At 64.9% G+C, this 24486-nt stretch carries 20 protein-coding genes; 9 read left to right on the forward strand and 11 right to left on the reverse strand.

The window, feature by feature from the left end; genetic code table 11:
• Position 1: 1 nt before the first annotated feature.
• The 9 genes from A9J21_RS17935 to A9J21_RS17980 form a co-directional block, all read right to left on the reverse strand.
• On the reverse strand, positions 2-1180 hold the full coding sequence (locus tag A9J21_RS17935; protein WP_066738055.1) for an acetyl-CoA C-acyltransferase: 1179 nt from the start codon (positions 1178-1180) through the stop codon (positions 2-4).
• Positions 1181-1258: 78 nt separating this feature from the next.
• Entirely contained in the window at positions 1259-1924 is a 666-nt protein-coding gene (gene pncA / locus A9J21_RS17940; protein ID WP_066738056.1) for a bifunctional nicotinamidase/pyrazinamidase, read from the reverse strand.
• A 39-nt stretch (positions 1925-1963) separates the two neighbouring features.
• Positions 1964-4045, reverse strand: coding sequence for a 3-hydroxyacyl-CoA dehydrogenase NAD-binding domain-containing protein (locus A9J21_RS17945; RefSeq protein ID WP_066738057.1), 2082 nt, complete (start codon positions 4043-4045; stop codon positions 1964-1966).
• A gap of 849 nt (positions 4046-4894) precedes the next feature.
• Entirely contained in the window at positions 4895-5608 is a 714-nt protein-coding gene (locus tag A9J21_RS17955; RefSeq protein WP_066738061.1) for an ABC transporter ATP-binding protein, read from the reverse strand.
• On the reverse strand, positions 5605-6381 hold the full coding sequence (locus A9J21_RS17960; RefSeq protein ID WP_066738063.1) for an ABC transporter ATP-binding protein: 777 nt from the start codon (positions 6379-6381) through the stop codon (positions 5605-5607). Before A9J21_RS17960 ends, A9J21_RS17955 begins: the two co-directional genes overlap by 4 nt.
• Positions 6378-7691, reverse strand: coding sequence for a branched-chain amino acid ABC transporter permease (locus A9J21_RS17965; RefSeq protein ID WP_066738064.1), 1314 nt, complete (start codon positions 7689-7691; stop codon positions 6378-6380). Before A9J21_RS17965 ends, A9J21_RS17960 begins: the two co-directional genes overlap by 4 nt.
• A 3-nt stretch (positions 7692-7694) precedes the next feature.
• A complete protein-coding gene (locus A9J21_RS17970) occupies positions 7695-8642 on the reverse strand; it encodes a branched-chain amino acid ABC transporter permease (protein ID WP_066738071.1) in 948 nt (315 codons plus the stop codon).
• 105 nt (positions 8643-8747) lie between these two features.
• Positions 8748-10007 carry a branched-chain amino acid ABC transporter substrate-binding protein gene (locus A9J21_RS17975; RefSeq protein WP_066738073.1) on the reverse strand — a complete coding sequence of 420 codons (1260 nt, stop codon included), beginning with the start codon at positions 10005-10007 and terminating at the stop codon, positions 8748-8750.
• A gap of 162 nt (positions 10008-10169) precedes the next feature.
• On the reverse strand, positions 10170-11798 hold the full coding sequence (locus A9J21_RS17980; RefSeq protein WP_066738074.1) for a 3-(methylthio)propionyl-CoA ligase: 1629 nt from the start codon (positions 11796-11798) through the stop codon (positions 10170-10172).
• A gap of 444 nt (positions 11799-12242) precedes the next feature.
• On the opposite strand from A9J21_RS17980, the gene A9J21_RS17985 reads away from it, so the two are divergent.
• From A9J21_RS17985 to A9J21_RS18010, 6 genes are all read left to right on the forward strand, one after another.
• A complete protein-coding gene (locus A9J21_RS17985) occupies positions 12243-13802 on the forward strand; it encodes a YdiU family protein (protein ID WP_066738076.1) in 1560 nt (519 codons plus the stop codon).
• 46 nt (positions 13803-13848) lie between these two features.
• Positions 13849-14256: a peptide-methionine (R)-S-oxide reductase MsrB gene (msrB, locus tag A9J21_RS17990; RefSeq protein ID WP_066738078.1), complete on the forward strand. Its 408-nt coding sequence runs from the start codon at positions 13849-13851 to the stop codon at positions 14254-14256.
• Between the two features lie 94 nt (positions 14257-14350).
• Positions 14351-14905 (forward strand): septation protein A, encoded by a 555-nt coding sequence (locus A9J21_RS17995; RefSeq protein WP_066738080.1) that lies wholly within the window; start codon positions 14351-14353, stop codon positions 14903-14905.
• Between the two features lie 41 nt (positions 14906-14946).
• Entirely contained in the window at positions 14947-15231 is a 285-nt protein-coding gene (locus tag A9J21_RS18000; RefSeq protein ID WP_066738083.1) for a BolA family transcriptional regulator, read from the forward strand.
• 35 nt (positions 15232-15266) lie between these two features.
• Positions 15267-16061 carry a peptidylprolyl isomerase gene (locus A9J21_RS18005; protein ID WP_066738085.1) on the forward strand — a complete coding sequence of 265 codons (795 nt, stop codon included), beginning with the start codon at positions 15267-15269 and terminating at the stop codon, positions 16059-16061.
• Between the two features lie 199 nt (positions 16062-16260).
• The gene (locus A9J21_RS18010; protein ID WP_066738087.1) at positions 16261-16593 is read left to right on the forward strand and encodes a hypothetical protein; all 333 of its coding nucleotides are present in this window, start codon (positions 16261-16263) and stop codon (positions 16591-16593) included.
• 148 nt (positions 16594-16741) lie between these two features.
• Here the strand turns inward: A9J21_RS18010 and purL are convergent, their stop codons facing one another.
• Positions 16742-20728: a phosphoribosylformylglycinamidine synthase gene (purL, locus tag A9J21_RS18015; RefSeq protein ID WP_231906980.1), complete on the reverse strand. Its 3987-nt coding sequence runs from the start codon at positions 20726-20728 to the stop codon at positions 16742-16744.
• On the opposite strand from purL, the gene A9J21_RS32365 reads away from it, so the two are divergent.
• Positions 20666-20845 (forward strand): hypothetical protein, encoded by a 180-nt coding sequence (locus A9J21_RS32365; RefSeq protein ID WP_231906992.1) that lies wholly within the window; start codon positions 20666-20668, stop codon positions 20843-20845. The two genes, purL and A9J21_RS32365, sit on opposite strands and share 63 nt — an antisense overlap.
• A 288-nt stretch (positions 20846-21133) precedes the next feature.
• On the opposite strand, the gene A9J21_RS18020 is transcribed toward A9J21_RS32365, so the two are convergent.
• The gene (locus A9J21_RS18020; RefSeq protein ID WP_066738092.1) at positions 21134-21730 is read right to left on the reverse strand and encodes a winged helix DNA-binding protein; all 597 of its coding nucleotides are present in this window, start codon (positions 21728-21730) and stop codon (positions 21134-21136) included.
• A 206-nt stretch (positions 21731-21936) separates the two neighbouring features.
• Between A9J21_RS18020 and A9J21_RS18025 the strand changes: the two genes are divergently transcribed.
• Together A9J21_RS18025 and A9J21_RS18030 are read left to right on the forward strand one after the other, a co-directional pair.
• Positions 21937-23307 (forward strand): amidase, encoded by a 1371-nt coding sequence (locus A9J21_RS18025; protein ID WP_066738094.1) that lies wholly within the window; start codon positions 21937-21939, stop codon positions 23305-23307.
• 131 nt (positions 23308-23438) lie between these two features.
• Complete coding sequence (locus tag A9J21_RS18030; RefSeq protein ID WP_066738096.1) at positions 23439-24410, forward strand: TRAP transporter substrate-binding protein; 972 nt, start codon at positions 23439-23441, stop codon at positions 24408-24410.
• Positions 24411-24486 lie beyond the last annotated feature (76 nt).

The raw sequence follows: 24486 nt of genomic DNA on the forward strand, positions 1-24486 counted from the left end.
CTTACAGGACTTCGAACAGGCCGGCGGCACCCTGGCCGCCGCCAATGCACATCGTCACCACGACGTACTTGACGCCACGGCGCTTGCCTTCGATCAGCGCATGGCCGACCAGGCGGGCACCGGACACACCGTACGGGTGGCCCACGGCGATGGCACCGCCGTTGACGTTCAGGCGATCCATCGGGATGCCGAGCTTGTCGGCGCAGTACAGCACCTGCACCGCAAACGCCTCGTTCAGCTCCCACAGGCCGATATCCTCGACCTTCAGGCCCGTCTTCTTCAGCAGCTTCGGCACCGCGAACACCGGGCCGATACCCATTTCATCGGGCTCGCAGCCGGCCACGGCAAAGCCGCGGAACACGCCCAGCGGCTGCAGGCCCTTGGCGGCCGCCACGCGGGCGTTCATCACCACGGCAGCCGAGGCGCCGTCCGAGAACTGCGACGCATTGCCGGCCGTGATAACGCCACCCGGCATGGCCGTGCGGATCTTCGACACGCCTTCCAGGGTGGTGTCGGCGCGGATGCCTTCGTCGGCGTCGATCGTCACTTCCCTGGTCATCAGCTGACCCGTAGCCTTGTCGGCCACGCCGGCCAGTACCGTCATCGGCACGATCTCGTCCTTGAACTTGCCGGCTTCCAGGGCCGCTGCGGCACGCAGCTGGCTCTGCACGCCGTACTCGTCCTGGCGTTCCTTCGAGATGTTGTAGCGCTTGGCCACGTTCTCGGCGGTCTGCAGCATGCTCCAGTAGATTTCCGGCTTGTTCTTGTTCAGCCAGCTTTCCTGGATCATGTGGCGGTTCATCTCCTGCTGCACGCACGAGATCGACTCCACGCCGCCAGCCACGAAGATATCGCCCTCGTCGGCGATCACGCGCTGCGCGGCCATGGCGATGGTCTGCAGGCCGGACGAGCAGAAGCGGTTCACGGTGGCGCCAGGCACGGTCACCGGGCAGCCGGCACGCAGGGCGATCTGGCGGGCGATGTTGGCACCGGTGGCGCCTTCGGGGTTGGCACAGCCCATCAGCACGTCTTCCACTTCACCGGCCTCGATCCTGGCGCGCGCGATGGCGTGCTGGACGGCGTGACCGCCCAGGGTGGCGCCGTGGGTCATGTTGAAAGCGCCCTTCCAGCTCTTGGCCAGCCCGGTACGGGCCGTGGATACGATGACTGCCTCGTTCATGTGTTGCTCCTCGGTATCTTGGTGTCTCTAGCTAACTAGCTAACTTGCGACAAATATTCGGTATGTCGACGTGAATCGTCAGGATTCGGGCAACCAGGGGTTGTGGTTCGGACTGCCGGCCAGCAACGCCGCGGACGTCGCGCGCTGGACGCCGGCCGCGGCCAGCTCCTGCCACGCGCGGGCCAGCGAGCCGTCCAGGTCGATCGCCCGGCAGGCGTCTTCCACGATCACTGCCTCGAAGCCCGCCGCGCGCGCATCGAGCGCGCTCCAGGCCACGCAGTAATCGGTCGCCAGCCCCACGCAGACCACCCGGCGAACGCCCTGCTCGCGCAGGTATCCCCCCAGGCCGGTCTTGGTCGTGCGATCCGCTTCCAGGAACGCGCTGTAGCTGTCCACGCCGGCGTGGTGACCCTTGCGGATCACCAGCCGCGCATGCGGTACACGCAGGTCCGCATGCAGCGCGGCGCCCGGGGTGTCCTGCACACAGTGGTCGGGCCACAGCACCTGCTCGCCATACGGCAGCGTGGTGGTCTGGAACGGCGCGCGCCCGGGATGGCTGGTGGCAAACGACGCGTGCCCGGCCGGATGCCAGTCCTGCGTCAGCACCACGTGGTCGAATACCGGCGCCAGCCGGTTGATCACGGGCACGACTTCGTCGCCCTGCGGCACGGCCAGCGCGCCACCGGGCATGAAGTCGTTCTGCACATCGATCACCAGCAGGCAGTCCTGCGCGCCGTAGGCCATGATTCCGCGTTCCCTTCCTTCGATTCAGGTCGTCGTGACTCAGCCGTTGAAGCCCTTGCCCTCGTCGGCCAGCTTCTGCAGCAGCGGGGCCACCTTCCAGGCTTCGCCGTGGTAACCCTTGGCGTAGCGCTTCATGGACTGGGCCACGTTGAACAGGCCAACCTGGTCTGCGTAGAGCATCGGGCCGCCACGGAACAGCGGGAAGCCGTAGCCGGTCAGGTAGACCATGTCGATGTCCGACGCCTTCGACGCAATGCCTTCTTCCAGGATCTTCGCGCCTTCGTTGACCAGCGCGAACACCAGGCGCTCGACGATTTCCTCATCGGAAATCTTGCGGCGCGTGATGCCGAGTTCCTTCGAATGCTCGACGATCATCTCGTTGACCTGGGCATTCGGGTACGGCTTGCGGTCGCCCGCCTTGTAGTCGTACCAGCCGGCACCGGTCTTCTGGCCGAAGCGGCCCAGCTCGCAGAGCTTGTCGGCGGTCTTCGAATACTGGATGTCCGGCTTGTCCACGGCGCGGCGCTTGCGGATGGCCCAGCCGATGTCGTTGCCGGCCAGGTCGCCCATGCGGAACGGGCCCATGGCGAAGCCGAACTTCTCGATGGCGCGATCCACCTGCTCGGGCAGCGCGCCCTCGTCCAGCAGGTAGCCGGCCTGGCGGCTGTACTGCTCGATCATGCGGTTGCCGATGAAGCCGTCGCAGACGCCCGATACCACGGCAGTCTTCTTGATCTTCTTGGCGATCTGCATGACCGTGGCCAGCACGTCCTTGCCGGTTTTCTCGCCGCGCACCACTTCCAGCAGCTTCATGACGTTGGCCGGGCTGAAGAAGTGCATGCCGACCACGTCCTGCGGACGGCTGGTGAACGAGGCAATCTTGTTCACGTCGAGGGTGGACGTGTTGGAGGCCACGATCGCGCCCGCCTTCATCACTTCGTCCAGCTTCTTGAACACGATTTCCTTGACGCCCATTTCCTCGAACACGGCCTCGATGACCATGTCGGCGTCCTTGATGTCGTCATAGGACAGCGTGGTGGTCAGCAGGCCCATGCGCTGCTCGACCTTTTCCTGCGTGAGCTTGCCCTTCTTGGCGCTGTTTTCGTAGTTCTTGCGGATCGTGCCCACGCCGCGGTCCAGCGCTTCCTGCTTGGTTTCCAGCATCGTCACGGGGATGCCGGCGTTCAGGAAGTTCATCGTGATGCCGCCGCCCATCGTGCCGGCGCCGATCACGGCAACGCGCTCGATCTTGCGGATCGGGGTATCGCCAGGCACATCGGGGATCTTGCTGGCGGCACGCTCGCCGAAGAAGGCGTGGCGCAGCGCGCGCGATTCCGGCGTGCCCACCAGGAACATGAAGCCTTCGCGCTCTTCCTTCAGGCCGGCTTCGAACGGCTTGAGCGAGGCGGCCACGGCCTCCACGCACTTCGACGGCGCCGGGAAGTTCTTGGCCACGGCTGCCACGGTGTTCTTGGCGAAGGCCAGGAAGCCCTCTGCGTTTTCGTGGCGTACCTTCAGGTCGCGCACCTTCGGGTACGGGCCGGGGGCCGCTGCCACGTTCTGGGCGAACTTGACGGCGGCAGGCAGCACGTCGCCATCGACCAGTTCGTCGAACAGCTTCGAACCCGCAAACTTTTCCGAGGGGATGGCCGTGCCGGACACGATCATGTTCAGCGCGTGCTCCAGGCCGATCAGGCGCGGCAGGCGCTGCGTACCGCCCGCGCCGGGCAGCAGGCCCAGCTTGACTTCGGGCAGCGCGATCTGCGCACCCTTGGCGGCCACACGGTAGTTACAGCCCAGGGCCAGTTCCAGCCCGCCGCCCATGGCAACGGAGTGGATGGCGGCCACGACCGGCTTGGTCGACGCTTCCAGCGCGCGGATCACCGAATGCAGGGTCGGCTCCTGCGTGGCCTTGGGGGTATTGAATTCACGGATGTCGGCGCCGCCCGAGAACGCCTTGCCTGCACCGGTAATGACGACGGCCTTGACGGCGGCATCGTCCAGCGCACGGGTCAAGCCTTCGACAATGCCCAGGCGGGTGCTGTGACCGAGGCCGTTGACCGGGGGATTGTCGAGCGTGATAACGGCTACGCCGTCCTGTACCTGATACTGCGCTGTCATACGCGTTCCTTTGGTATTTGCGAGCCCTTCGTCTTTCTAGGGGCTCATGGGTTGTCTCGGGATTCGAATTCTCGAATGCAGTGCTTGCTCTGGTCCTGCCGGAACTTCGGGCTGCTTGTCCAACGGCCCGCAATCCCTTGTGCCACAAGCCATCCGGCCTGAAAGCGGAACAAGCATACACAAAATAGCACGGTCGTTCAATTTCAATTTTCGACCATGTCAGGGCCATCATGCGCGGCCTTCATGGCAGCTTTATCCGCCGTTCATGTTGATCCTGCGACGGGGCTGAAACCCTCAGGGGGAACCCGTAGGGATCCAGCATCGGATTCGAAGTTTATGCTTCATAAACCACTTTAAATTCGAACACCCGACGACGCGCAAGTTTTTCGAGGCAGGCCTCCAAATCCCGGACCACGGCGTCATTCAGCTGGTTCGATGACGCTCACATCCCGCTTCCTGCCGAGTTGGCAATGGAACACAGGCCGATACTCGATACCGTCCGGCAACCACTTTGACAAATGGAAGGAACGGATGCGCTTCCTGGTGAGCGACGTCGTACGGGACATCGAGAGAAGCCGGCACCTGCGGATGGTGCCAACGGAGGCCCATCGCACAAGGTTCGGGGAGCACAGGGAATGGTCCGGCATCTGATTGCGGGCATACACAAGGAATACTTCTGGGCGATGCTGGCCTACCTGGCCGCTGCACTGCTTGCCCTTGCGGCCGCGGCGTTGCCCAGGCGTTGCCCAGGCGTTCCGATACGCGCCGGTGGCATGGTGCGCCCCATTCTTCGCCATCACCGCGATCGGCCTGGCCTACGCGTACTTGCCGTCCCGATGACCGGCGTCTTTACACCTCCAGCCACTCCTTCCGGATCTGCGCGTTTGCCTTGAGTTCGGTCGGCGTGCCTTCGAACACGATATGTCCGTGGCCCATCACGTAGACGCGCTGCGAGATATCCAGTGCGATGGCCAGTTTCTGTTCGATCAGCAGCACGGATACGCCGCGCTCCTTGAGCGTCTTGAGGAAGTCGCCCACCAGCGTGACGATCATCGGCGCCAGGCCCTCGGTGGGCTCGTCGATCAGGATCAGGTCGGGGTCACCCATCAGCGTCCGGCACAGCGTCAGCATCTGCTGCTCGCCGCCGGACAGCACGCCCGCCGACGTGTTCTCGCGTTCCTTGAGCCGCGGGAACATGCGGTACATGTCCTCCACGCGCCAGCGTGGCTTCTGCTGGCGCGGATTGCGCTTCTCGCCCAGCAGCAGGTTCTGCCGCACGGTCAGCGTCGGGAAAATGTCGCGGTTCTCGGGCACATAGCCAATCCCGGCATGGGCGATCTCGAAGGTGCGGCGCCCAAGGATCTCGTCGCCACGAAAGCGTACCGACCCTTCGGCCTTGACCATGCCGAGGATGGCCTTGGCCATGGTCGACCGGCCCACGCCGTTGCGACCCAGCAGCGCCACGATCTCGCCTTCGTCGACATGGGCATCCACGCCGTGCAGGATATGGCTCTTGCCGTAGTAGGCGTGCAGGCCGGTGACTTCCAGCATGGGCTTGCTCATTCGTGGGCTCCTGCCAGCGCGGGTTCGTCGAGCGAGGTGCCCAGGTAGGCCTCCTTGACGCGGCGGTTGTTGCGGATGGCCTCCGGCGTGTCGGTGGCGATCACCTCGCCATACACCAGCACCGAAATACGGTCGGCCAGGCCGAACACCACGCTCATGTCGTGCTCCACCATGACCAGCGTCTTGCCCACCGTCACCTTGCGGATCAGCTCCACGGCATGGTCCGATTCCGACCGGCTCATGCCGGCAGTGGGCTCGTCCAGCAGGATCACATCGGCGCCGCCCGCGATAGTGATGCCGATCTCCAGCGCACGCTGCTCGGCATACGTCAGCAGTCCGGCCTGGGTATTGCGGCGATGCTGCATGCCAATCAGTTCCAGCACCTCGTCGGCGCGCTCCTTTGCGTCGCGCAGCGCCGACAACCGGTGCCAGAACGAATACTTGTAGCCCAGCGACCATAGCACCGCACAGCGCAGGTTCTCGAACACCGACAGCCGGTGGAAGATATTCGTGATCTGGAAGCTGCGCGACAGGCCCATGCGGTTGATCTCGAACGGCCGCAGCCCGGCAATGCTCCGGCCGTTCAGTTTCACCGCCCCCGAGGTGGGCGCGAACCGGCCCGAGATCAGGTTGAATGTGGTCGATTTGCCGGCCCCGTTCGGGCCGATCAGCGCATGCCGCTCGCCCTTGCCGATGGTCAGCGTGACCCCCCGGATGATCTCGGTCTGCCCGAACCGCTTGCGGACCTCCGAAAGTTCGAGTGCGGCGTTCATGCCAGACCTCCCGTTTCCGCCTGGATGGCGTCCAGTTCGGCGCGCACCTTTGCCGCCGCCCAGCGCCATGCCGCATAGCCCACCGCCCACAGCGCTGCCGCCACGATCCACGGCAGCAACGTGCCGGCGTCGAATCCGATACCGAGCAGCAACATGGCCGTGCCGTTGGCACTGTCGACCTGCACCTTGTAGACCATCTCCACCGTCAGGATCATGGCCGCCAGCAGCACCAGGCCCGCCACGCCAGCCCGTGCGTACGACGGCAGCATGCGGCCGAACTGCCTTTTCGCCACCAGCGGCAGCTGCATCAGCAGCAGGCTGGCAATGCCGCCCGGCACGAACATCACCATGCCCACGAAAAACAGGCCCAGGTACAGCAGCCAGGCCTTGGTCAGGTCGGATAGCGCCACGGCGAACAGCGTGAAGACGATGGCGCCGATGACCGGGCCGAAGAACACGCCCGCACCGCCGATGAACGCGGCCAGCAGCACGCCGCCGGAACGGACGGCGCTGACGTTTTCGGCCGACACGATCTCGAAGTTGATGGCCGACAGCGCGCCCGCGATGCCGGCGAAGAATGCCGACAGGATCAGCACCAGGTAGCGCACGCGCTGGGTGTTGTAGCCGATGAATTCCACGCGTTCGGGATTGTCACGCACGGCATTGGCGATGCGCCCCAGCGGGGTCTGCGTCCATGCGTACATCGCCACCATCGACAGGAAGCACCAGATCGCGATCAGGTAGTAGACCTGCCGCCCCGGGCCAAACGTGATGCCCAGGATCGGCTCGCCGACCACGCGATTGGTGGAAATGCCCCCTTCGCCGCCAAAGAAATCGGGGAACATCAGCGAACTGGCAAACACCATCTCGCCGATACCCATCGTGATCATGGCAAACGTGGTGCCGGATTTCTTCGTGGTCACGTAGCCGAACAGCACGCCGAAGAACGCGCCGGCCAGCCCGCCCACCAGCGGCAGCATCGACACCGGCAGCCAGACCTTGCCCGCGCCGATCATGTTCAGCACATGTACTGCGATAAACGCGCCCAGACCCGAGTACACGGCATGCCCGAACGACAGCATGCCGGTCTGCCCCAGCAGCATGTTGTACGACAGCGCGAAGATGATCATGATGCCCATCTGGGACATCAGCGTCACGGCAAACCCGCCACTGAAGGCCAGCGGCATCACCAGCATCAGCAATGCCGTGGTGGTCCAGATGATCCAGCGCGCCAGGTTCAGCGGGCGGTAGCGCAGGGTGCGGCCGGTCACGACCGGCCGGGAGCTTTGTTGCATCGTCGTCGACTCCATCGCTCAGCTCTCCCGGGTGCCCATCAGCCCGCGTGGGCGGAATATCAGCATCACCACCAGCAGCAGGTACGGCAGCACCGGCGCCACCTGCGCCACGGTAAGCTTCCAGACCGAACTGAATGGCGTGGCATCGGTAACGGCCATGCCGAAGCTGCCGAACAGGCCGGCCAGCGACGCATCGATGGTCACCGCGAAGGTCTGCAGCACCCCGATCAGGATCGATGCGATGAACGCCCCGACCAGCGAGCCCATGCCGCCCACCACCGCCACGACGAAGACGATCGACCCGACGGCCGCCGCCATCGACGGCTCGGTGACAAAGGCGTTGCCGCCGATCACGCCCGCCAGGCCGGCCAGCGCCGCCCCGCCGCCGAACACCATCATGAATACGCGCGGCACGTTGTGGCCCAATGCCTCGACCATCTCGGGGTGGGTCAGCGCCGCCTGGATGACCAGGCCGATGCGGGTACGCGTCAGCACCAGGTAGATCGCCACCAGCATGCCCAGCGACACCAGCATCATGAACGCGCGATATTTGGGAAACGACGACGTAAAGACCGTGAACAGCGGCCCGTCAAGTTCGGCCGGGATGCGATATGGCACCGCAGCCAGGCCCCAGACCAGCTTGACGCCTTCCTCGATCAGGTAGGCCAGCCCGAACGTGAATAGCAGTTCGGCCACGTGGCCGTACTTGTGGACGGTGCGCAGCCCGAAGCGTTCCACCAGCGCCCCGGCTCCGGCCACCAGCAGCGGCGCCAGGATCAGCGCCGGCCAGAAGCCGAGCTTGGTGGCGATGGTGTAGGCAAAGTAGGCGCCCAGCATGTAGAAGCTGGCATGGGCGAAATTGAGCACGCCCATCATGCTGAAGATCAGCGTCAGCCCCGATGACAGCATGAACAGCAGCAAGCCGTAGCTGACGCCGTTCAGTAGCGAGATGATGAAGAATTCCACGGCAAGTCCTCAGGGCCTGTTCCCGGAGCCGGAGCCTGACCCGACAAAAGCCATATTGTCAGGGGTTCCCGCGTGGCGGGGAACCCCTTTCCACCTGCCGCGGTGTCAGCTTCCGCTGCCTGGCCGCTTCATCTGGCACGACGTGGGCTGCGCCGCCACGAACTGGTCAAGCGTCGCATTGGTCTTCCAGCCAAAGCCGGTGTTTTCCTGGTCGTACTTGATGTCCTTGCCGTTGACCTTGGTCCAGGTAGCCACCACCAGCGGCTGCTGGGCCTGGTGGTCGCTGGCACGCATTTCCACGGTGCCGTTCATGCTTTCCACCTTCAGGCCTTCCATGGCCTTGGCCACCTTGACCGGATCGGTGGAACCGCTGTCCTTGATGGCCTTGGCCAGCATGGCAACGCCCGTGTACGACGCCATCACGTAGAAGTCGTCGTTGTACTTCTTCTTGTATCCCTCGACGATGTCTCCACCGCGGAAGGTGGCGTTGTTCGGGTTGTAATAGCCCACATACTTGACGTGCTCGGCGCCGGCCGCGCCCATGGCCGTGGGCACGCCGGTCGTGGCGGCGTAGTAGGTGTAGTAGTTGACCGGCAGGCCGGCGTCCTTGCCCGCCTTGATCAGCAGGGCCAGGTCGCTGCCCCAGTTGCCGGTGATCACCGTATCGGCGCCCGACGCCTTGATCTTGGCCGCGTACGGCGCAAAATCCTTGACCTGCGCCAGCGGGTGCAGGTCTTCGCCAACGATCTGGATATCAGGCCGCTTGCGCTTCAGGTAGTCCTTGGCCGCCCGCGCCACCTGGTGGCCGAACGAGTAGTTCTGGTTGATCAGGTAGACCTTCTTGACGTTGGGGTCCTTGGCCAGGTACGTGGTCAGGGCCTCCATCTTCATGTCGGAGTTGGCGTCCAGCCGGAAATGCCAGTAGCTGCATTTGCTGTTGGTCATGTCCGGGTCCACCGCGGCATAGTTCAGGTAGACGATTTCCTTGCCCGGGTTGCGCTCGTTGTGCTTGGCGACCGCGTCTTCCAGCGCCAGGCCCACCGACGAGCCGTTGCCCTGCACGATGTAGCGGATATTCTGGTCGACCACCTGCTTGAGGATGGTCAGGCTTTCCTGCGGGCTCAGCTTGTTGTCGAAGCCCACCACCTCGAACTTGTGGGCCCCGCCCCAGCCTTTCTGGTTGGCCACGTCAGCCACGTACTGCCAGCTCTTGAGCTGGTTTTGCCCCACCGGGGCCATCAGCCCCGACAACGGATCGATGAAGGCGATCTTTACCGTATCGGCCGCCGCGGCGCCCGATGCCAGCGCGGAACCCAGAGCAACAACTGCAGCCACACCTCGTACCAGCGGACGCAACCTTGTCATACCTGTCTCCTTCACTTGTTGTCATTGGCGATGGGCGGCGGCCCGTGCCCTCCTCGCGCCGGGCCGCCGCGTCTGCGTTGCGACCGCCATCGGACCACCCTGGCGGGACACCGCAAATGCCTGCTGCTGCCTTGTCAGTCCTGAGATTCCGGGGCGCGAACCTCAGGCGGCGCCGGGCAGCTTGTAGTCCTTGAACTGCTCGCGCAGCCTGAGCTTCTGCATCTTGCCGGTGGCCGTCAGCGGAATCTCCGTCACGAACGCCACGTCATCGGGAATCCACCATTTGGCGACCTTGCCCTCGAAGAAGCCCAGCAGTTCCTCGCGCGTGACGTCCATCCCGGGGCGCCTGACCACCACCAGCAGCGGCCGTTCGTCCCACTTGGGGTGGTACGCCGAGATACAGGCGGCCATATGCACGGCCGGGTGGGCCGCGGCCACGTTCTCGACGTCGATCGACGAAATCCACTCGCCGCCCGACTTGATCACGTCCTTGCTGCGGTCCGTGATCTGCATGTAGCCCTCTTCGTCGATCGTGGCCACGTCGCCGGTGGGGAACCAGCCATCCACCAGCGGGTTGTTGTCGTTGCGGTAGTAATGGTCGATGACCCACGGGCCGCGCACCAGCAGATCGCCGAAAGCCTTGCCGTCCCACGGCAGTTCCTGGCCTTCGCCGTCCACGATCTTCATGTCCACGCCGTAGATCACCCGGCCCTGCTTCTCGAGGATCTTGTGGCGCTCATCCTCGGACAGGTCCTTGTGGCGCGCCAGCAGCTTGCACGATGTGCCCAACGGCGACATCTCGGTCATGCCCCAGGCGTGGATCACCTCCACATCGAACGCCTCCAGCGTGCGGATCATCGCGGGCGGCGCGGCGGAGCCGCCGATCACCGTGCGGCGGAAGGTGGAGAACTTGAGCTTGTTGGCCTGCACGTATTGCAGCAGGCCCAGCCAGACGGTGGGCACGCCCGCCGAGAAGGTCACGCCCTCCTGCTCGAACAGTTCGTAGAGCGACGCGCCGTCGAGTCTGGCGCCCGGAAACACCAGCTTGGCGCCGACCAGCGGCACCGAATACGGCAGGCCCCAGGCGTTGACATGGAACATCGGCACCACGGGCAGGATCACGTCCTTGGCCGAGCAACCAAGCGCGTCGGGCAGCGCCGAGGCATACGAATGCAGCACGGTCGAGCGGTGCGAGTACAGCGCACCCTTGGGATTGCCGGTGGTGCCCGACGTGTAGCACAGGCTCGATGCCTGGTTTTCGTCGAATTCCGGCCATTCGTAGGCGCCATCGTGGGCGTCGATGAGGTCTTCGTAGCAAAGCAGGTCGACCTTCGATTCCGCCGGCATATGCGCGCGGTCGGTCATCATGACCCAGCCCTTCACGTTCGGGCAATGCGGCGCCACGCCTTCCACCAGCGGCAGGAACGTGGCATCGAAGAAGATGAACTGGTCTTCGGCGTGGTTGACGATATAGGCAATCTGCTCCGGGAACAGGCGCGGATTGATCGTATGGCAGACCGCGCCCATGCCCGACACGCCGTAGTAGATCTCCAGGTGCCGGTAGCCGTTCCAGGCCAGCGTGCCCACGCGGTCGCCCTGCGCCACGCCCAGTGCCTCAAGGGCCTGGGCCACCTTGCGGGCGCGCAGTTCACAGTCGCGATAGGTATATCGGTGCAGGTCGCCTTCGGTTCGCCGCGAGACGATTTCGGTGCTGCCGTAGTAGCGCGCAGCGTGCCGGATGATGGAGGAAATGAGCAGCGGCGCGCTCATCATTTGACCCATCAATGCCATGAAACGGTCTCCTTGGTTCGAGAAAAAACGAACAACCGTTCTTATTTTTGGCCGACTATCCCACACCCTGCAAAAGCATCGACAAAAAATGAAGAAACTTGTTGGTGTTGTTGGTGGACTGACGCGTAGTGGGACGCCTTCTTTGAAACCCACTCGCTGACCCTGTCATGCACGGGATTGATGTCCAACATTTGCGTCGTTTTTTGACTGGTCTACGAGCAGCGGACAACCCTTGGCCGGCAGGGGAAAACTGGTGCAAGTACAATACTGCGAGCCCTGATGCGTCTCAATATGTCGTTTTCCCCTAGCGTCATGCACGCCGTCTATGTACACGCGAACACCACGCGCCACGGCGCGCCGCGCAGACCGGCCCGCATGGCCGGCGAACAAGGCGGAACCGAGCGTAATCACAGGCCACCCACCCGCCCCTAGCCAGTGCATCCGATGCCTACCGAATCCAACGACGCCCTGCCCCGCATGACATTCCCCGTACCGTTCGCCACGGAGCCGGGCATGGCGGCGCTGGGCGAGCGCTTTTTTACGCGGCTGGCGCCGACCGCGCTGCCTTCGCCTTATGTAGTCAGCGTGGCGCCCGCCGCCGCAGCCTTGCTGGGCTGGAATGACGATGGCCTGCGCGCCGCTGCGCAGGACCCGAAGTTCATCGACACCTTTGCGGGCAATGCCGTGCCGGACTGGGCAGACCCGCTTGCCACGGTCTATTCCGGCCATCAGTTTGGCGTCTGGGCCGGGCAGCTTGGCGATGGCCGCGCCATCCGCCTGGCAGAGGCCGCGATGCCCGACGGCCCCTGGGAGATCCAGCTCAAGGGTGCCGGCCTGACGCCTTATTCGCGCATGGCCGATGGCCGCGCGGTGCTGCGCTCGTCAATCCGCGAATACCTGTGCTCGGAAGCCATGCACGCGCTGGGCGTGCCCACCACGCGGGCGCTGGCGATCATTGGGTCGGATGCCCCCGTGCGGCGCGAAACCATCGAGACATCGGCCGTGGTCACGCGGCTGGCGCCGAGCTTCATCCGCTTCGGCCATTTCGAGCATTTCGCCGCCCGCGAGGACCACACCTCATTGAAGCAGCTGGCCGATTTCGTGATCGACCGCTTTTACCCGGCCTGTCGCGACGCCGCCAGCCCGTACCAGGCACTGCTGCGCGAGGTGTCGCTGCGCACGGCGGACATGGTGGCGCACTGGCAGGCGGTAGGCTTCTGCCATGGCGTGATGAACACCGACAACATGTCGATCCTGGGTCTGACCATCGACTATGGTCCGTTCGGCTTCCTGGACGCGTTCGACGCCAACCATATCTGCAACCATTCCGACCAGCAGGGCCGCTATGCGTACAGCCAGCAGCCGCAGATCGCCTTCTGGAACCTGCATTGCCTGGCCCAGGCCCTGCTGCCGCTGTGGCGCGACGCGGACGCCGCCGATGCCGAAGCCGCCAAGGACGCGGCCGTGGAGGCCGCACGCGAGGCACTGGACCCGTTCCGCGACCGCTATGCCGAGGCCTTCTTCCGCCACTATCGCGCCAAGCTTGGCCTGCGTACCGCCCACGAGCAGGACGAGACGCTGATGACGAACCTGTTCCGCGTCATGCATGCCAACCGCGTGGACTACACCTTGTTCTGGCGCAACCTGGCCCAGGTGGGCTCGCAGGACGGCTCGCGCGACGCACCGGTGCGCGACCTGTTCCTGGACCGCGCCGCCTGGGACGCCTGGGCGGCCGAATACCGCGCCCGGTTGCAGGCGGAACAGCCCGACCCGTCGCACGATGACGCACGCGGGGTTGCAATGCGCCAAGTCAACCCGAAATACGTGCTCCGGAATCATTTGGCCGAAACCGCGATCCGTGCCGCGCGCGACAAGGATTTCTCGGAAGTGGACCGCCTGCTGGGCGTGCTGTCGAAACCGTTCGACGAACAACCCGAGGCGGAACACTACGCCGCCCTGCCGCCCGACTGGGCGTCGGGGCTCGAAGTCAGCTGTTCGTCGTAAGCCAGGCAGCCGGCCCCCCAGCCGGGAATCGCACCAAGGAAACGAGATGACCACCACCAAGACCGACGCCGAATGGCGTGACCAACTGTCCGACATCGAGTACCGCGTGACGCGCGAGGCTGCCACCGAGCGCCCGTTCACGGGCCGCTACTGGGACCACTGGAACCAGGGCATCTACCATTGCGTGGGCTGCGGCACCCCGCTGTTCGAGTCGGCCACCAAGTTCGATGCGGGCTGTGGCTGGCCCAGCTATTTCCGCCCGATCAACGGCGAGGTGATTGCCGAGCATGTGGACCACAGCCACGGCATGACACGGGTGGAGGTTCGCTGCAAGGAATGCGGCAGCCATCTGGGCCATGTCTTCGAGGATGGCCCCGCCCCGACCGGCCTGCGCTATTGCATCAACTCGGCTGCGCTAAAATTCGACGATCGCGATCCGGCTGACCGCGGGTGACGCCACCCGCACACCGGACGCCACGTCCAATCCGCCCGGCGGATTGCCAGCAAGCCCGGCCGCGTGCCGGGTTCGCCAACCTGATTTGGTCCGCATGAAATTCCTGTTCGACCTGTTCCCGGTCATCCTGTTTTTTGTCGCCTTCAAGCTGTTCGGCATCTATCCGGCCACCGCGGTGGCCATCGTGGCCACTGTGCTGCAGATTGCCTGGGTACGCATCCGCCATGGCAAGGTGGAACCGATGCAATGGGTCAGCCTGTTGATCATTGGCGTGTTCGGCGGCGCGACGATCGTGCTGCACAACGAAACGTTCATCAAGTGGAAGCCAACGGTGCTGTACTGGCTGTTCGCGGTCACGCTGATCGGCTCGGTCATCGGCTGGCGCAAGAACCTGATCCGCGCCATGATGGAAAAGCAGGTCACGATGCCGGACGCCATGTGGGGCCGCCTGAACGTCGCCTGGGCCGCGTTCTTCGCCGCGATGGGTGTGCTGAACCTGTATGTGGCCTATCAGTTTTCCACCGACACCTGGGTCAATTTCAAGCTGTTCGGCAGCATGGGCCTGATGGTCGTCTTCATCGTGGCGCAGAGCATCTGGCTGTCGCGCCATATCGAGGAAAACCCCTCGCAGGAAGGCCGCTCCGAATAGCCGGAACCGCCCGCCCCAATCCCACTCCCGAAGGACTACCGATGGCAGCCGATCCCGCCACCATCGACGCGCTGCTCCGTGCGGCGCTCGAACCCTCCCATCTGCACGTTCACGATGACAGCGCGGCCCATGCTGGCCATGCCGGCGCGGCGTCGGGTGGGGGCCATTACAACGTTCTGATCGTCAGCGACCGGTTCGCCGGCCATTCGCGCGTGACCCGTCACCGTATGGTGTATGATGCGCTGCGCGAACTATTCCCCTCGCAGATCCATGCGCTGGCCGTCAGCGCGTACACCGACCAAGAATATCAATCCCGCGAAGCATGACGCGACGCGCTCTCGCTACTCTCAGACCTGACTCCATGAAGACCACCGTCCTCTCGTTCAGCCTGGCGGCTGTGCTCGCTGCTGGCAGCCTGCCCGTGTTCGCCCAGAACGCCGCCGTTGTGAATGGCAAGCCCATCCCGTCGGCCAAGGTGGACAAGCTGATCGCCGGTACCGGCCAGCCCGCCTCGCCCGAACTGCGCGACCGTGCCCGCACCATGCTGATCGACCGGGAACTGCTGACACAGGAAGCCTCCAAGCGCGGCATCCTGCAACGTGACGACATTCAGGACCAGCTGGAACAGGCCCGCCTGAACGTGCTGGCTGGCGCCGTATTCGAGGACTACGTCCGCACCCATGGTGCCAGCGACGACGAACTGCGCAAGCAATACGAGAAGATCAAGGGCCAGTTCGGCAACGGCAAGGAATACCACGCCCGCCATATCCTGGTGGAGAAGGAAGCGGACGCCAAGGCACTGATCGCCAAGATCAAGGGCGGCGCCAAGTTCGAGGACGTGGCCAAGGCATCGTCGAAGGACACCGGCTCGGCAGCCAATGGCGGCGACCTGGACTGGGCCAACAGCGGCAGCTACGTACCCGAGTTCTCCGCAGCCATGGCCGGCCTGAAGAAGGGCCAGATGACCGATACGCCGGTCAAGACCCAGTTTGGCTGGCACATCATCGAGCTCGTGGACGTGCGCGACCAGAAGATCCCGACGTTCGAGGAAGTGAAGCCCCAGCTTCAGCAAATGCTGATGGGCGACCAGGCATGGCAGCGCGAGCAGTTCCAGGCGATGATGAAGTCGCTCAAGGACAAGGCAAAGATCCAGTAATCACGCTGCCTTGTCACAAGAAACCGGCGCCCCGTGCGCCGGTTTTTATTTCGGGCGTGCGCTTTGGCGCGCTCGGTAACACTCTGGTGCACTTTGCGGGTTCCATCGCCCTTCCGCCCTCAGTAATATCTGAAAGCTCGACGAGCCCGGACACCCGTCCCGGCAGGGTATCGAGCGCGAAGATCGAAGGCATATGGCAATGGGCGTGACGAGCGGCTACTGGTACATGTGGCATCTCTATTCCAGTGGAGTGGTCTACTGCGCATTGGGAATGCCCCATATCGAATGCACTGGCGGCCGCTGGCGCGAACTTCATCCACATCTTCCGGCACGTGACCGGTACGCCCAGTCGAAGCTGCTGCAGGCGACCATCGCATTCATGGAGGTACGCGGCGAGATTCCCGTGCCGCCCGGCGCAGACCGCATGCGCCTGCTCTATTCCCGCTACCTGCCGTGGAGCGACCGGCTGCGCACCCAGGCCCCGCAAACTGGCGAAAATCCCTCTGATCTCCCCACCCCTGTTGCAGTCTGAGACCTTTCTCATGACCTGACACAAGCGCCCGGTTTTTGGACACACAAGTTCACGGTATGGCTCTATATGGTCAGACGATGACCCCGCACCGTTAGGCAAACAAAAACGCCCGCTTGCGCGGGCGTTTCGTTCGAAGCAGCGGGCTCGATCAACCGACCCACTTGCGCGCATTGCGGAACATGCGCATCCACGGGCTGCCGCCGTCGGCGATGTCCTTCCAGGCGTCGGGTGCCCAGCTCATCGTTGCGGCACGGAACACGCGCTCCGGGTGCGGCATCAGCGCGGTAAAGCGGCCATCGACCGTCGTCACCGACGTGATGCCCTGCGGCGAGCCATTCGGGTTCAGCGGATAGTTCTGCGTCACGGCACCGCGGTTGTCGACGAAGCGCAGCGCCACGTCCACCTTCGCGATATCGCCCTGTTGCGAGAAATCGGCAAAGCCTTCGCCGTGCGCCACGGCGATGGGGATGCGGCTGCCTTCCATGCCGGCAAAGAACATCGACGGCGACTGCTGAACTTCCACGGTGACGAAGCGTGCCTCGTACTGTTCCGACTGGTTGCGCGTGAACTTCGGCCATGCGCCGGCACCCGGGATGATCGGGGCCAGGTTGCTCAGCATCTGGCAACCGTTACACACGCCGAGCGCGAACGTGTCCTGGCGATTGAAAAACGCCGCGAACTGCTCGGCCATCTGACCGTTGAACAGGATTGTCTTCGCCCAGCCCTCGCCAGCGCCCAGCACGTCGCCGTAGCTGAAGCCGCCGCAGGCAACGAAACCCTTGAAATCGGCCAGGTTGGCGCGGCCGGCGATCAGGTCGCTCATATGCACGTCGACCGTATCGAACCCGGCCATGTCCATGCTGTAGGCCATTTCGATCTGCGAATTGACGCCCTGCTCGCGCAGGATCGCCACTCGCGGACGATTGCCCGTGGCAATGAACGGCGCGGCAATGTCCTGCGCCGGATCGAAGGTCAGCACGGGGCTGATGCCAGGATCGGCGGCGTCCAGCACGCTGTCGTACTCGCTATCGGCACAGGCAGGGTTGTCGCGCAGGCGAGCGATGCGCCAGCTTACCTCGGTCCAGGTGCGCTGCAGGTCGGCACGGGCTGCGCCGAAGACCTTCTTCGCGTCGCGATAGATCTCGATCTGGTCGTTCGTGTTCGGCTTGCCGATCACGTGGCTGCACGCCGACAGGCCGGCCTCGCGCAGCACCGCGAATACGGCATCGCGCTCTTCCGCACGCACCTGGATCACGGCGCCCAGCTCTTCGGAGAACAGTGCGCGCAGCGTCTGGTCGTTACGACGTTCGGCAACCTGCTGCGCCCAGTTCTTGGCGTCGCCGTAATCCTGCTCCTGGTTCGGGTCCAGCGTCAGCATGTCGACGTTGAGCGACACGCCGGTATGGCCCGCGAATGCCATTTCCGCCACGGTCGCCATAAAGCCACCGTCGGAACGGTCGTGATAGGCCAGCAGCTTGCCTTCGCGGTTCAGGCGCTGGATCACGTTGAAGAAGTTCTTCAGGTCTTCCGGGCTGTCCACGTCCGGAGCGCGGTCGCCCACCTGCTGCGTCACCTGCGCCAGGATGCTGCCGCCCATGCGGTTCTTCGCACGGCCGAGATCGATGGCGATCAGCGTGGAGTCGCCAAGGTCGGTACGCAGTTGCGGGGTGAGCGTCTTGTTGGTGTCATCCACGGCGGCAAACGCCGAGATGATCAGCGAGACCGGGGCGACCACTTCCTTGTCGCCATCGGCATCCGACCACTTGGTGCGCATCGACAGCGAATCCTTGCCCACCGGAATGCTGATGCCCAGCGCCGGGCACAGTTCCATGCCGACGGCATGCACGGTGTCGTACAGCTTGGCATCTTCGCCAGCCACACCGCAGGCGGCCATCCAGTTGGCCGACAGCTTGACCTTGTTCAGGTCCTTGACCGGGGCGGCCGCCAGGTTGGTCAGCGCCTCGCCAATCGCCATGCGGCCCGAAGCCGGAGCGTCGATCACGGCCAGCGGCGTGCGCTCGCCCATCGTCATTGCCTCGCCGGCACGACCCTTGTAGTCGAGCGTGGTCACGGCCACGTCCGCCACCGGCACCTGCCACGGACCAACCATCTGGTCACGTGCATTCATGCCGCCCACGGTACGGTCGCCGATGGTGATCAGGAACGACTTGCTGGCCACGGTCGGATGACGCAGCACGTCGCTCACGGCCTGCTCCAGCGCGATGCCGGTCACGTCCACCGGCGGCAGCTCGCGCTCCACGCGCTGCACATCGCGGTGCATGCGCGGCGGCTTGCCCAGCAGCACGTCCATCGGCATGTTGACCGTGAAGTGCTCCTTCAGCGCGGCGTCCACATCGGCGTCCACCAGCTGCAGCTGCTTTTCCTCGGTGGCGATGCCCACCACGGCAAACGGCGAGCGCTCGCGCTCGCACATGGCCTGGAAGCGCGGCAGGTCGTTCGGGGCGATTGCCAGAACATAGCGTTCCTGCGACTCGTTGCACCAGATTTCCGCGGGCGACAAGCCCGATTCTTCCAGGTGCACCTGGCGCAGTTCGAAACGCGCGCCGCGGTCGGCACCGTCAACCAGTTCCGGGAACGCATTCGAGATGCCGCCCGCGCCAACGTCATGGATCGACAGGATCGGGTTGTCCTCGCCCAGTTGCCAGCAGGCGTTGATCACTTCCTGGGCACGGCGCTCCATTTCGGGGTTGCCACGCTGCACCGAGTCGAAGTCGAGGTCGGCCGTATTGGTGCCGGTAGCCATCGAACTGGCGGCACCGCCGCCCATGCCGATGCGCATGCCCGGGCCGCCCAACTGGATCAGCAGCGTGCCGGCCGGCAGCGGGTTCTTGTGCGTGTGGCCGGCGTCGATATTGCCGATGCCGCCGGCAATCATGATCGGCTTGTGGTAGCCGCGCACCGTGCCGCCCACGTTCTGCTCGTAGACGCGGAAGTAGCCACCCAGGTTGGCGCGGCCGAATTCGTTGTTGAACGCGGCGCCGCCGAGCGGGCCGTCGATCATGATCTGCAGCGGCGACGCGATGCGATCCGGCTTGCCGGTCACGCCGGGCTTGTCGTCGGGATTGCGATGCGCCACCGGCTGGGCGGCGTCGCGGGCATTTTCCCAGCCCTCGACGGCATCCGGCAGCATCAGGTTCGACACCGTGAAGCCGGTCAGGCCGGCCTTGGGCTTGGCACCACGGCCCGTGGCGCCTTCGTCGCGGATTTCACCACCGGCGCCGGTCGAGGCCCCCGCGAACGGCGAGATGGCGGTCGGGTGGTTGTGCGTTTCCACCTTCATCAGCGTATGGGTCAGCGCCTCGTGGCGGCCATACTTCTGGTCCGCGCCGCGCGGGAACCAGCGCTCGGCCACATCGCCCTCCATCACCGCCGAATTATCCGAATAGGCGACGATCGAGCCCTGCGGGTTCAGCTGGTGCGTGTTGCGGATCATCGCGAACAGCGACTTGTCCTGCGCCACGCCATCGATGGTCCAGGTGGCGTTGAAGATCTTGTGGCGGCAATGTTCGCTGTTGGCCTGGGCGAACATCATCAACTCGACATCGGTCGGATTGCGGCCGAGCTTGCCGTAGTTTTCCAGCAGATAGTCGATTTCGTCGTCCGACAGCGCCAGGCCCATGGCCGTATTGGCGTCCACCAGGGCGCCGCGGCCTGTCGAGATGTCGATGAACTGCAGCGGCTTGGCCGGCAGTTCCTGGAACAGGCCGGCCGCTTCCTCGCGCGAGGCGATCACGGTCTCGGTCATGCGGTCGAACAGGTGCGCGGCCACGGCGGCACGGGTGCCGGCGTCCAGCGTCTTGCGGCCGCGCAGCAGCCCCTTCTTGCAGACCACGGTGATCTCGATGCCGCGCTCGATGCGATGCACGTGGGTCAGGCCGCAGTGATGGGCGATATCGGTGGCCTTGCTGGCCCACGGCGAAATGGTGCCGAAACGCGGAATCACCACGAAGCGGTCGCCCTCGGGCTGGGCCGTGAACGGTGCGCCATAGGTCAGCATCGCGCCAATGCGCGTCTGGTCCTCGGCGGACAGCGGCGTGTCCGAATCGACGAAATGCACGAACTGGCCATGCACGGATTCAATATCGGCGTCGACTTGTTGCAGGGCGGCAAGCAGGCGTTGCTGACGGAAAGCGGAAAGCGCCAAAGCGCCGGGGAAGCACGAGAAATGCGCCATGATCGGTACGGTCAGGAGGCGAGGAAGGTAAGGCTAAACGGCGGCTGGCACTGCTGAATGGAATGCCGGCAGGCGGGAAACCGCTATTGTACCTTGTTGGCGGCCGCTTTTTGCATTGCGCAATGCGGCGCGGGCGGACAGCACCTGGAAAATCGGACGCCGGACGGCAAATCGCGCCGCCTGTGGCGCATCCGGCGCCTCCATTGCTGCCCCGAATCCGCGCCCGAATCCGCGGTCAACTTGCCCCGACCTCCCCAACCCGTCCGGCCTCCGGCCCGTCGGACAAGGGCCAGACGTAGCCCGGCAAGGTCCCGGTGAGGTTCCGGAATCCGCCCAAAAGTGGCGTCAGAGCGAAGTTGCCGAGCGCGCCGCCTGCTCGTAGAGCCCGGTCAGCACCCGCAGCAGCCGCGCCAGTTCGCCGATTTCCACGTTTTCGTCACTGCCTTGCGTGAAATTGCTGGTCAGGCACTGCTCGCGGATTTCGCGATACCTGGCGCAGGCCTCGGTGCCTGCCTGCGTGGTGGCGTAGGTGGCCTCCTTGCCTACCCGCTCGCCAGCCACCAGCCCCAGCCCGACAAGCTTCTTCAGCGAATAGGTGACCAGGTGGGTGTCCTCGACATTGAGCACGAAGCAGATGTCGGCCAGGCGCTTGGCACGCCCCCGGTGGTTCACATGGTGCAGCACCAGCACATCGAGGAAGGTCAGGTCCCGTACCCCGGCGGCACCCATGCAGCGCACCACCCACCGGCTATAGGCGTTGTAGGCCGTGTTCAGGCCGAATTCGAACTCGGACAGCTCCGGGCTGCGCACCGACACCAGGTGCGCCGACGACACGATATTGACGCCTGCGGCACGGGCCAGCGGCGCAGTCCGCGCGGCGGCGTCCGGATCAGCGCCCCCAGCGGCATCGGCGTGGCGTTCCGGGGCGGGCTTGCGTGCCATGGATGGGTCTCCCAGTAAGGTCGGCGGGGTGCGGCGGGACCATGGCCAAGGCGACCACGGTGGCGATAGGTGAAAGCCCGAAGCGGGTTCGGGCAATTTCGGCTTGACAGTTTATCGGCGAATTCTCAGCATGAATACCTTAATTCACAGAGGCAATGCGTGAATGCGGTCTGGTTCCGCCAAGCCTTTCATCGTCACACCGCCGCATGCTGCCTCATCCCGACCCGCTTGAATCGCTTGAATCCCTTCACGCCAGCCTGCGCGCCGGCCTGACGTCCCGCGCCGACCTGATCGCCGAAGCGGCCGCCCGCGCGGCCAGCCCCGCTGGCAAGGCCGTCTACCTCCACACCACTTTCGATGCCGCCAGGCAGGTGGCACGGGCCGCAGACGCCGCGGCGCAGGCCGGCAAGCCGCTGCATCCACTGGCAGGCCTGCCCGTATCGGTCAAGGACCTGTACGACATGGCCGGCGAGGTCACACGCGCCGCGTCGGCGGCCCGTGAAGATGCCGCGCCAGCCACTGCCGATGCCGCCGTGGTGGCCAGATTGCGCGCGGCAGGGGCCGCCGTGGTTGGCCGCACCAACATGACCGAGTTTGCGTTTTCGGGCGTCGGCATCAATCCCCATTTCGGCACGCCGGTGAATCCTTGCGATCGCACCACACCACGCATTCCGGGCGGGTCGTCGTCGGGTGCGGCGGTTTCCGTCGCGCTGGGCACGGCGGTGGCGGCGCTGGGCAGCGACACCGGCGGATCGATCCGGATTCCGGCCGCGCTGTGCGGCATCACCGGCTACAAGCCCACGGCGCGCCGCGTGCCGCTGACCGGCGCCTTTCCGCTCTCCTACACGCTCGACACGGCCTGCGCCATGGCGCGCACGCTGTCCGACTGCATTGCCGTGGACAGTGTCATCGCCGACGCACCGGTCATCCCGGTCATCGCCTCCCCTGCGGCGCTTCGGCTCGCCATCCCGCGCCAGGTTGTGGTCGATGACATGGACGAAGCGGTGGCGCGCGCCTTCGATCGCGCCATTGGCCGGCTTTCGGCGGCCGGGGTGCGCGTGGAACACGTGGATATGCCGGAACTGTCCGAACTTGCTGGCCTGAACGCCGGCGGCGGCTTCTCGGCGCCCGAGGCCTACTCCCATCATCGCGCCTTGCTGACCACCCATCGTGACCGCTACGACCCGCGCGTGCTGAGCCGCATCGAGCGTGGTGCCGCAATGACCGCGGCCGACTACATCGCACTGCACCGTGCCCGGCTGGACTGGATCGCCCGCATGGAAGCGCGCCTGGCGCCGTTCGATGCCGTGGTCTGCCCGACCGTGCCGATGGTGGCCCCGCCGATTGCCCCGCTGGTGGCCGATGATGCCCTGTTCTTCCGCACCAACGCCCTGCTGCTGCGCAATACGTCGGCCTTCAACTTTCTGGACGGCTGCTCGGTATCGCTGCCGTGCCAGGCGCCGGACGAATTGCCGGCAGGGCTGATGCTGTCGCACGGCCCGATGCGCGATGCGCAGCTGCTGGGCACGGCCCTTGCATTGGAATCGATCGTTCGACCGTCACAGCACGCCGGCTGAGCCAGGCCCGCGCCGTGACCGCAGTACCGCGCCATGTCTCAGACATCGAGACCGGCGCGGCGGCAGTTCCAGGTAGTTCCAAACCCGCGCAGTCGGGCAGGCGCCCGCGCGCAACACCAGGAGAGATCGAGATGCGAGTCAAGGCAATGGCAGTCGCGGCGGCGGCACTGCTGCTGGCCGCCACGGCGGCACGGGCGGATACCAAGTGGGACCTGCCAACCGGATACCCGGCCACCAACCTGCACACCGAAAACCTGCAGCAGATGGCCAACGATGTGGAAAAGGCCACCAGCGGCAAGCTCAAGATCGTGATCCACCCGAACGGCTCGCTGCTCAAGGCCAACGAGATCAAGCGCGGCGTGCAGACCGGGCAGGTGCAGATGGGTGAAATCCTGATGTCGCTGCTGGCGAACGAAAACCCCGTGTTCGGCGTCGACGCCGTGCCGTTCCTGGCCACCAGCTACGCCGATTCGTACCGGCTCTGGCAGGCCTCGAAGCCGGTCACCGACAAGGTGCTGGACCGCCAGGGCATGAAGCTGCTGTATGCGGTGGCCTGGCCCCCGCAGGGCATCTACGCGAACAAGCCGATCAACAACGCCGCCGACATGAAGGGCCTGAAATGGCGCGCCTACAACCCGGCCACGTCGAAGATCGCCGAACTGGTCAGTGCCCAGCCGGTGACGATCCAGGCCGCCGATCTGGCCCAGGCCCTGGCAACGGGCACGGTCAACTCGTTCATGTCGTCAGGCGCCACCGGCGTGGACACCAAGGTCTGGGAATCGGTGAAGTATTTCTACACCGTCGACGCCTGGCTGCCCAAGAACATGCTGGTGGTCAGCAAGAAGGCCTTCAACGCGCTGGACAAGCCCACCCAGGACGCCCTGCTCAAGGCCGTGGCCGATGCCGAGAAGCGCGGTTGGCAGGTATCGGAACAGAAGACCAGGGAATATCTGGGCACGTTGTCGAAGAACGGCATGACCGTGGCCCCGCCGTCGCCCCAGCTCAAGGGTGACATGCAGAAAGTGGGCGAGATCATGGTCGGCGAATGGGCCAGGAGCGCCGGCGACGACGGCAAGGCCATCCTCGACGCCTATCGCAAATAAGGCAAGCAAGGCATCAGAACCGCCTCGCGTTTTGCTCCACCGGCACGGCGTGCATGCCCCAGGGCATGGCGCCGGG

The organism is Cupriavidus sp. D384, from assembly GCF_001652915.1.
GTDB lineage: Bacteria > Pseudomonadota > Gammaproteobacteria > Burkholderiales > Burkholderiaceae > Cupriavidus.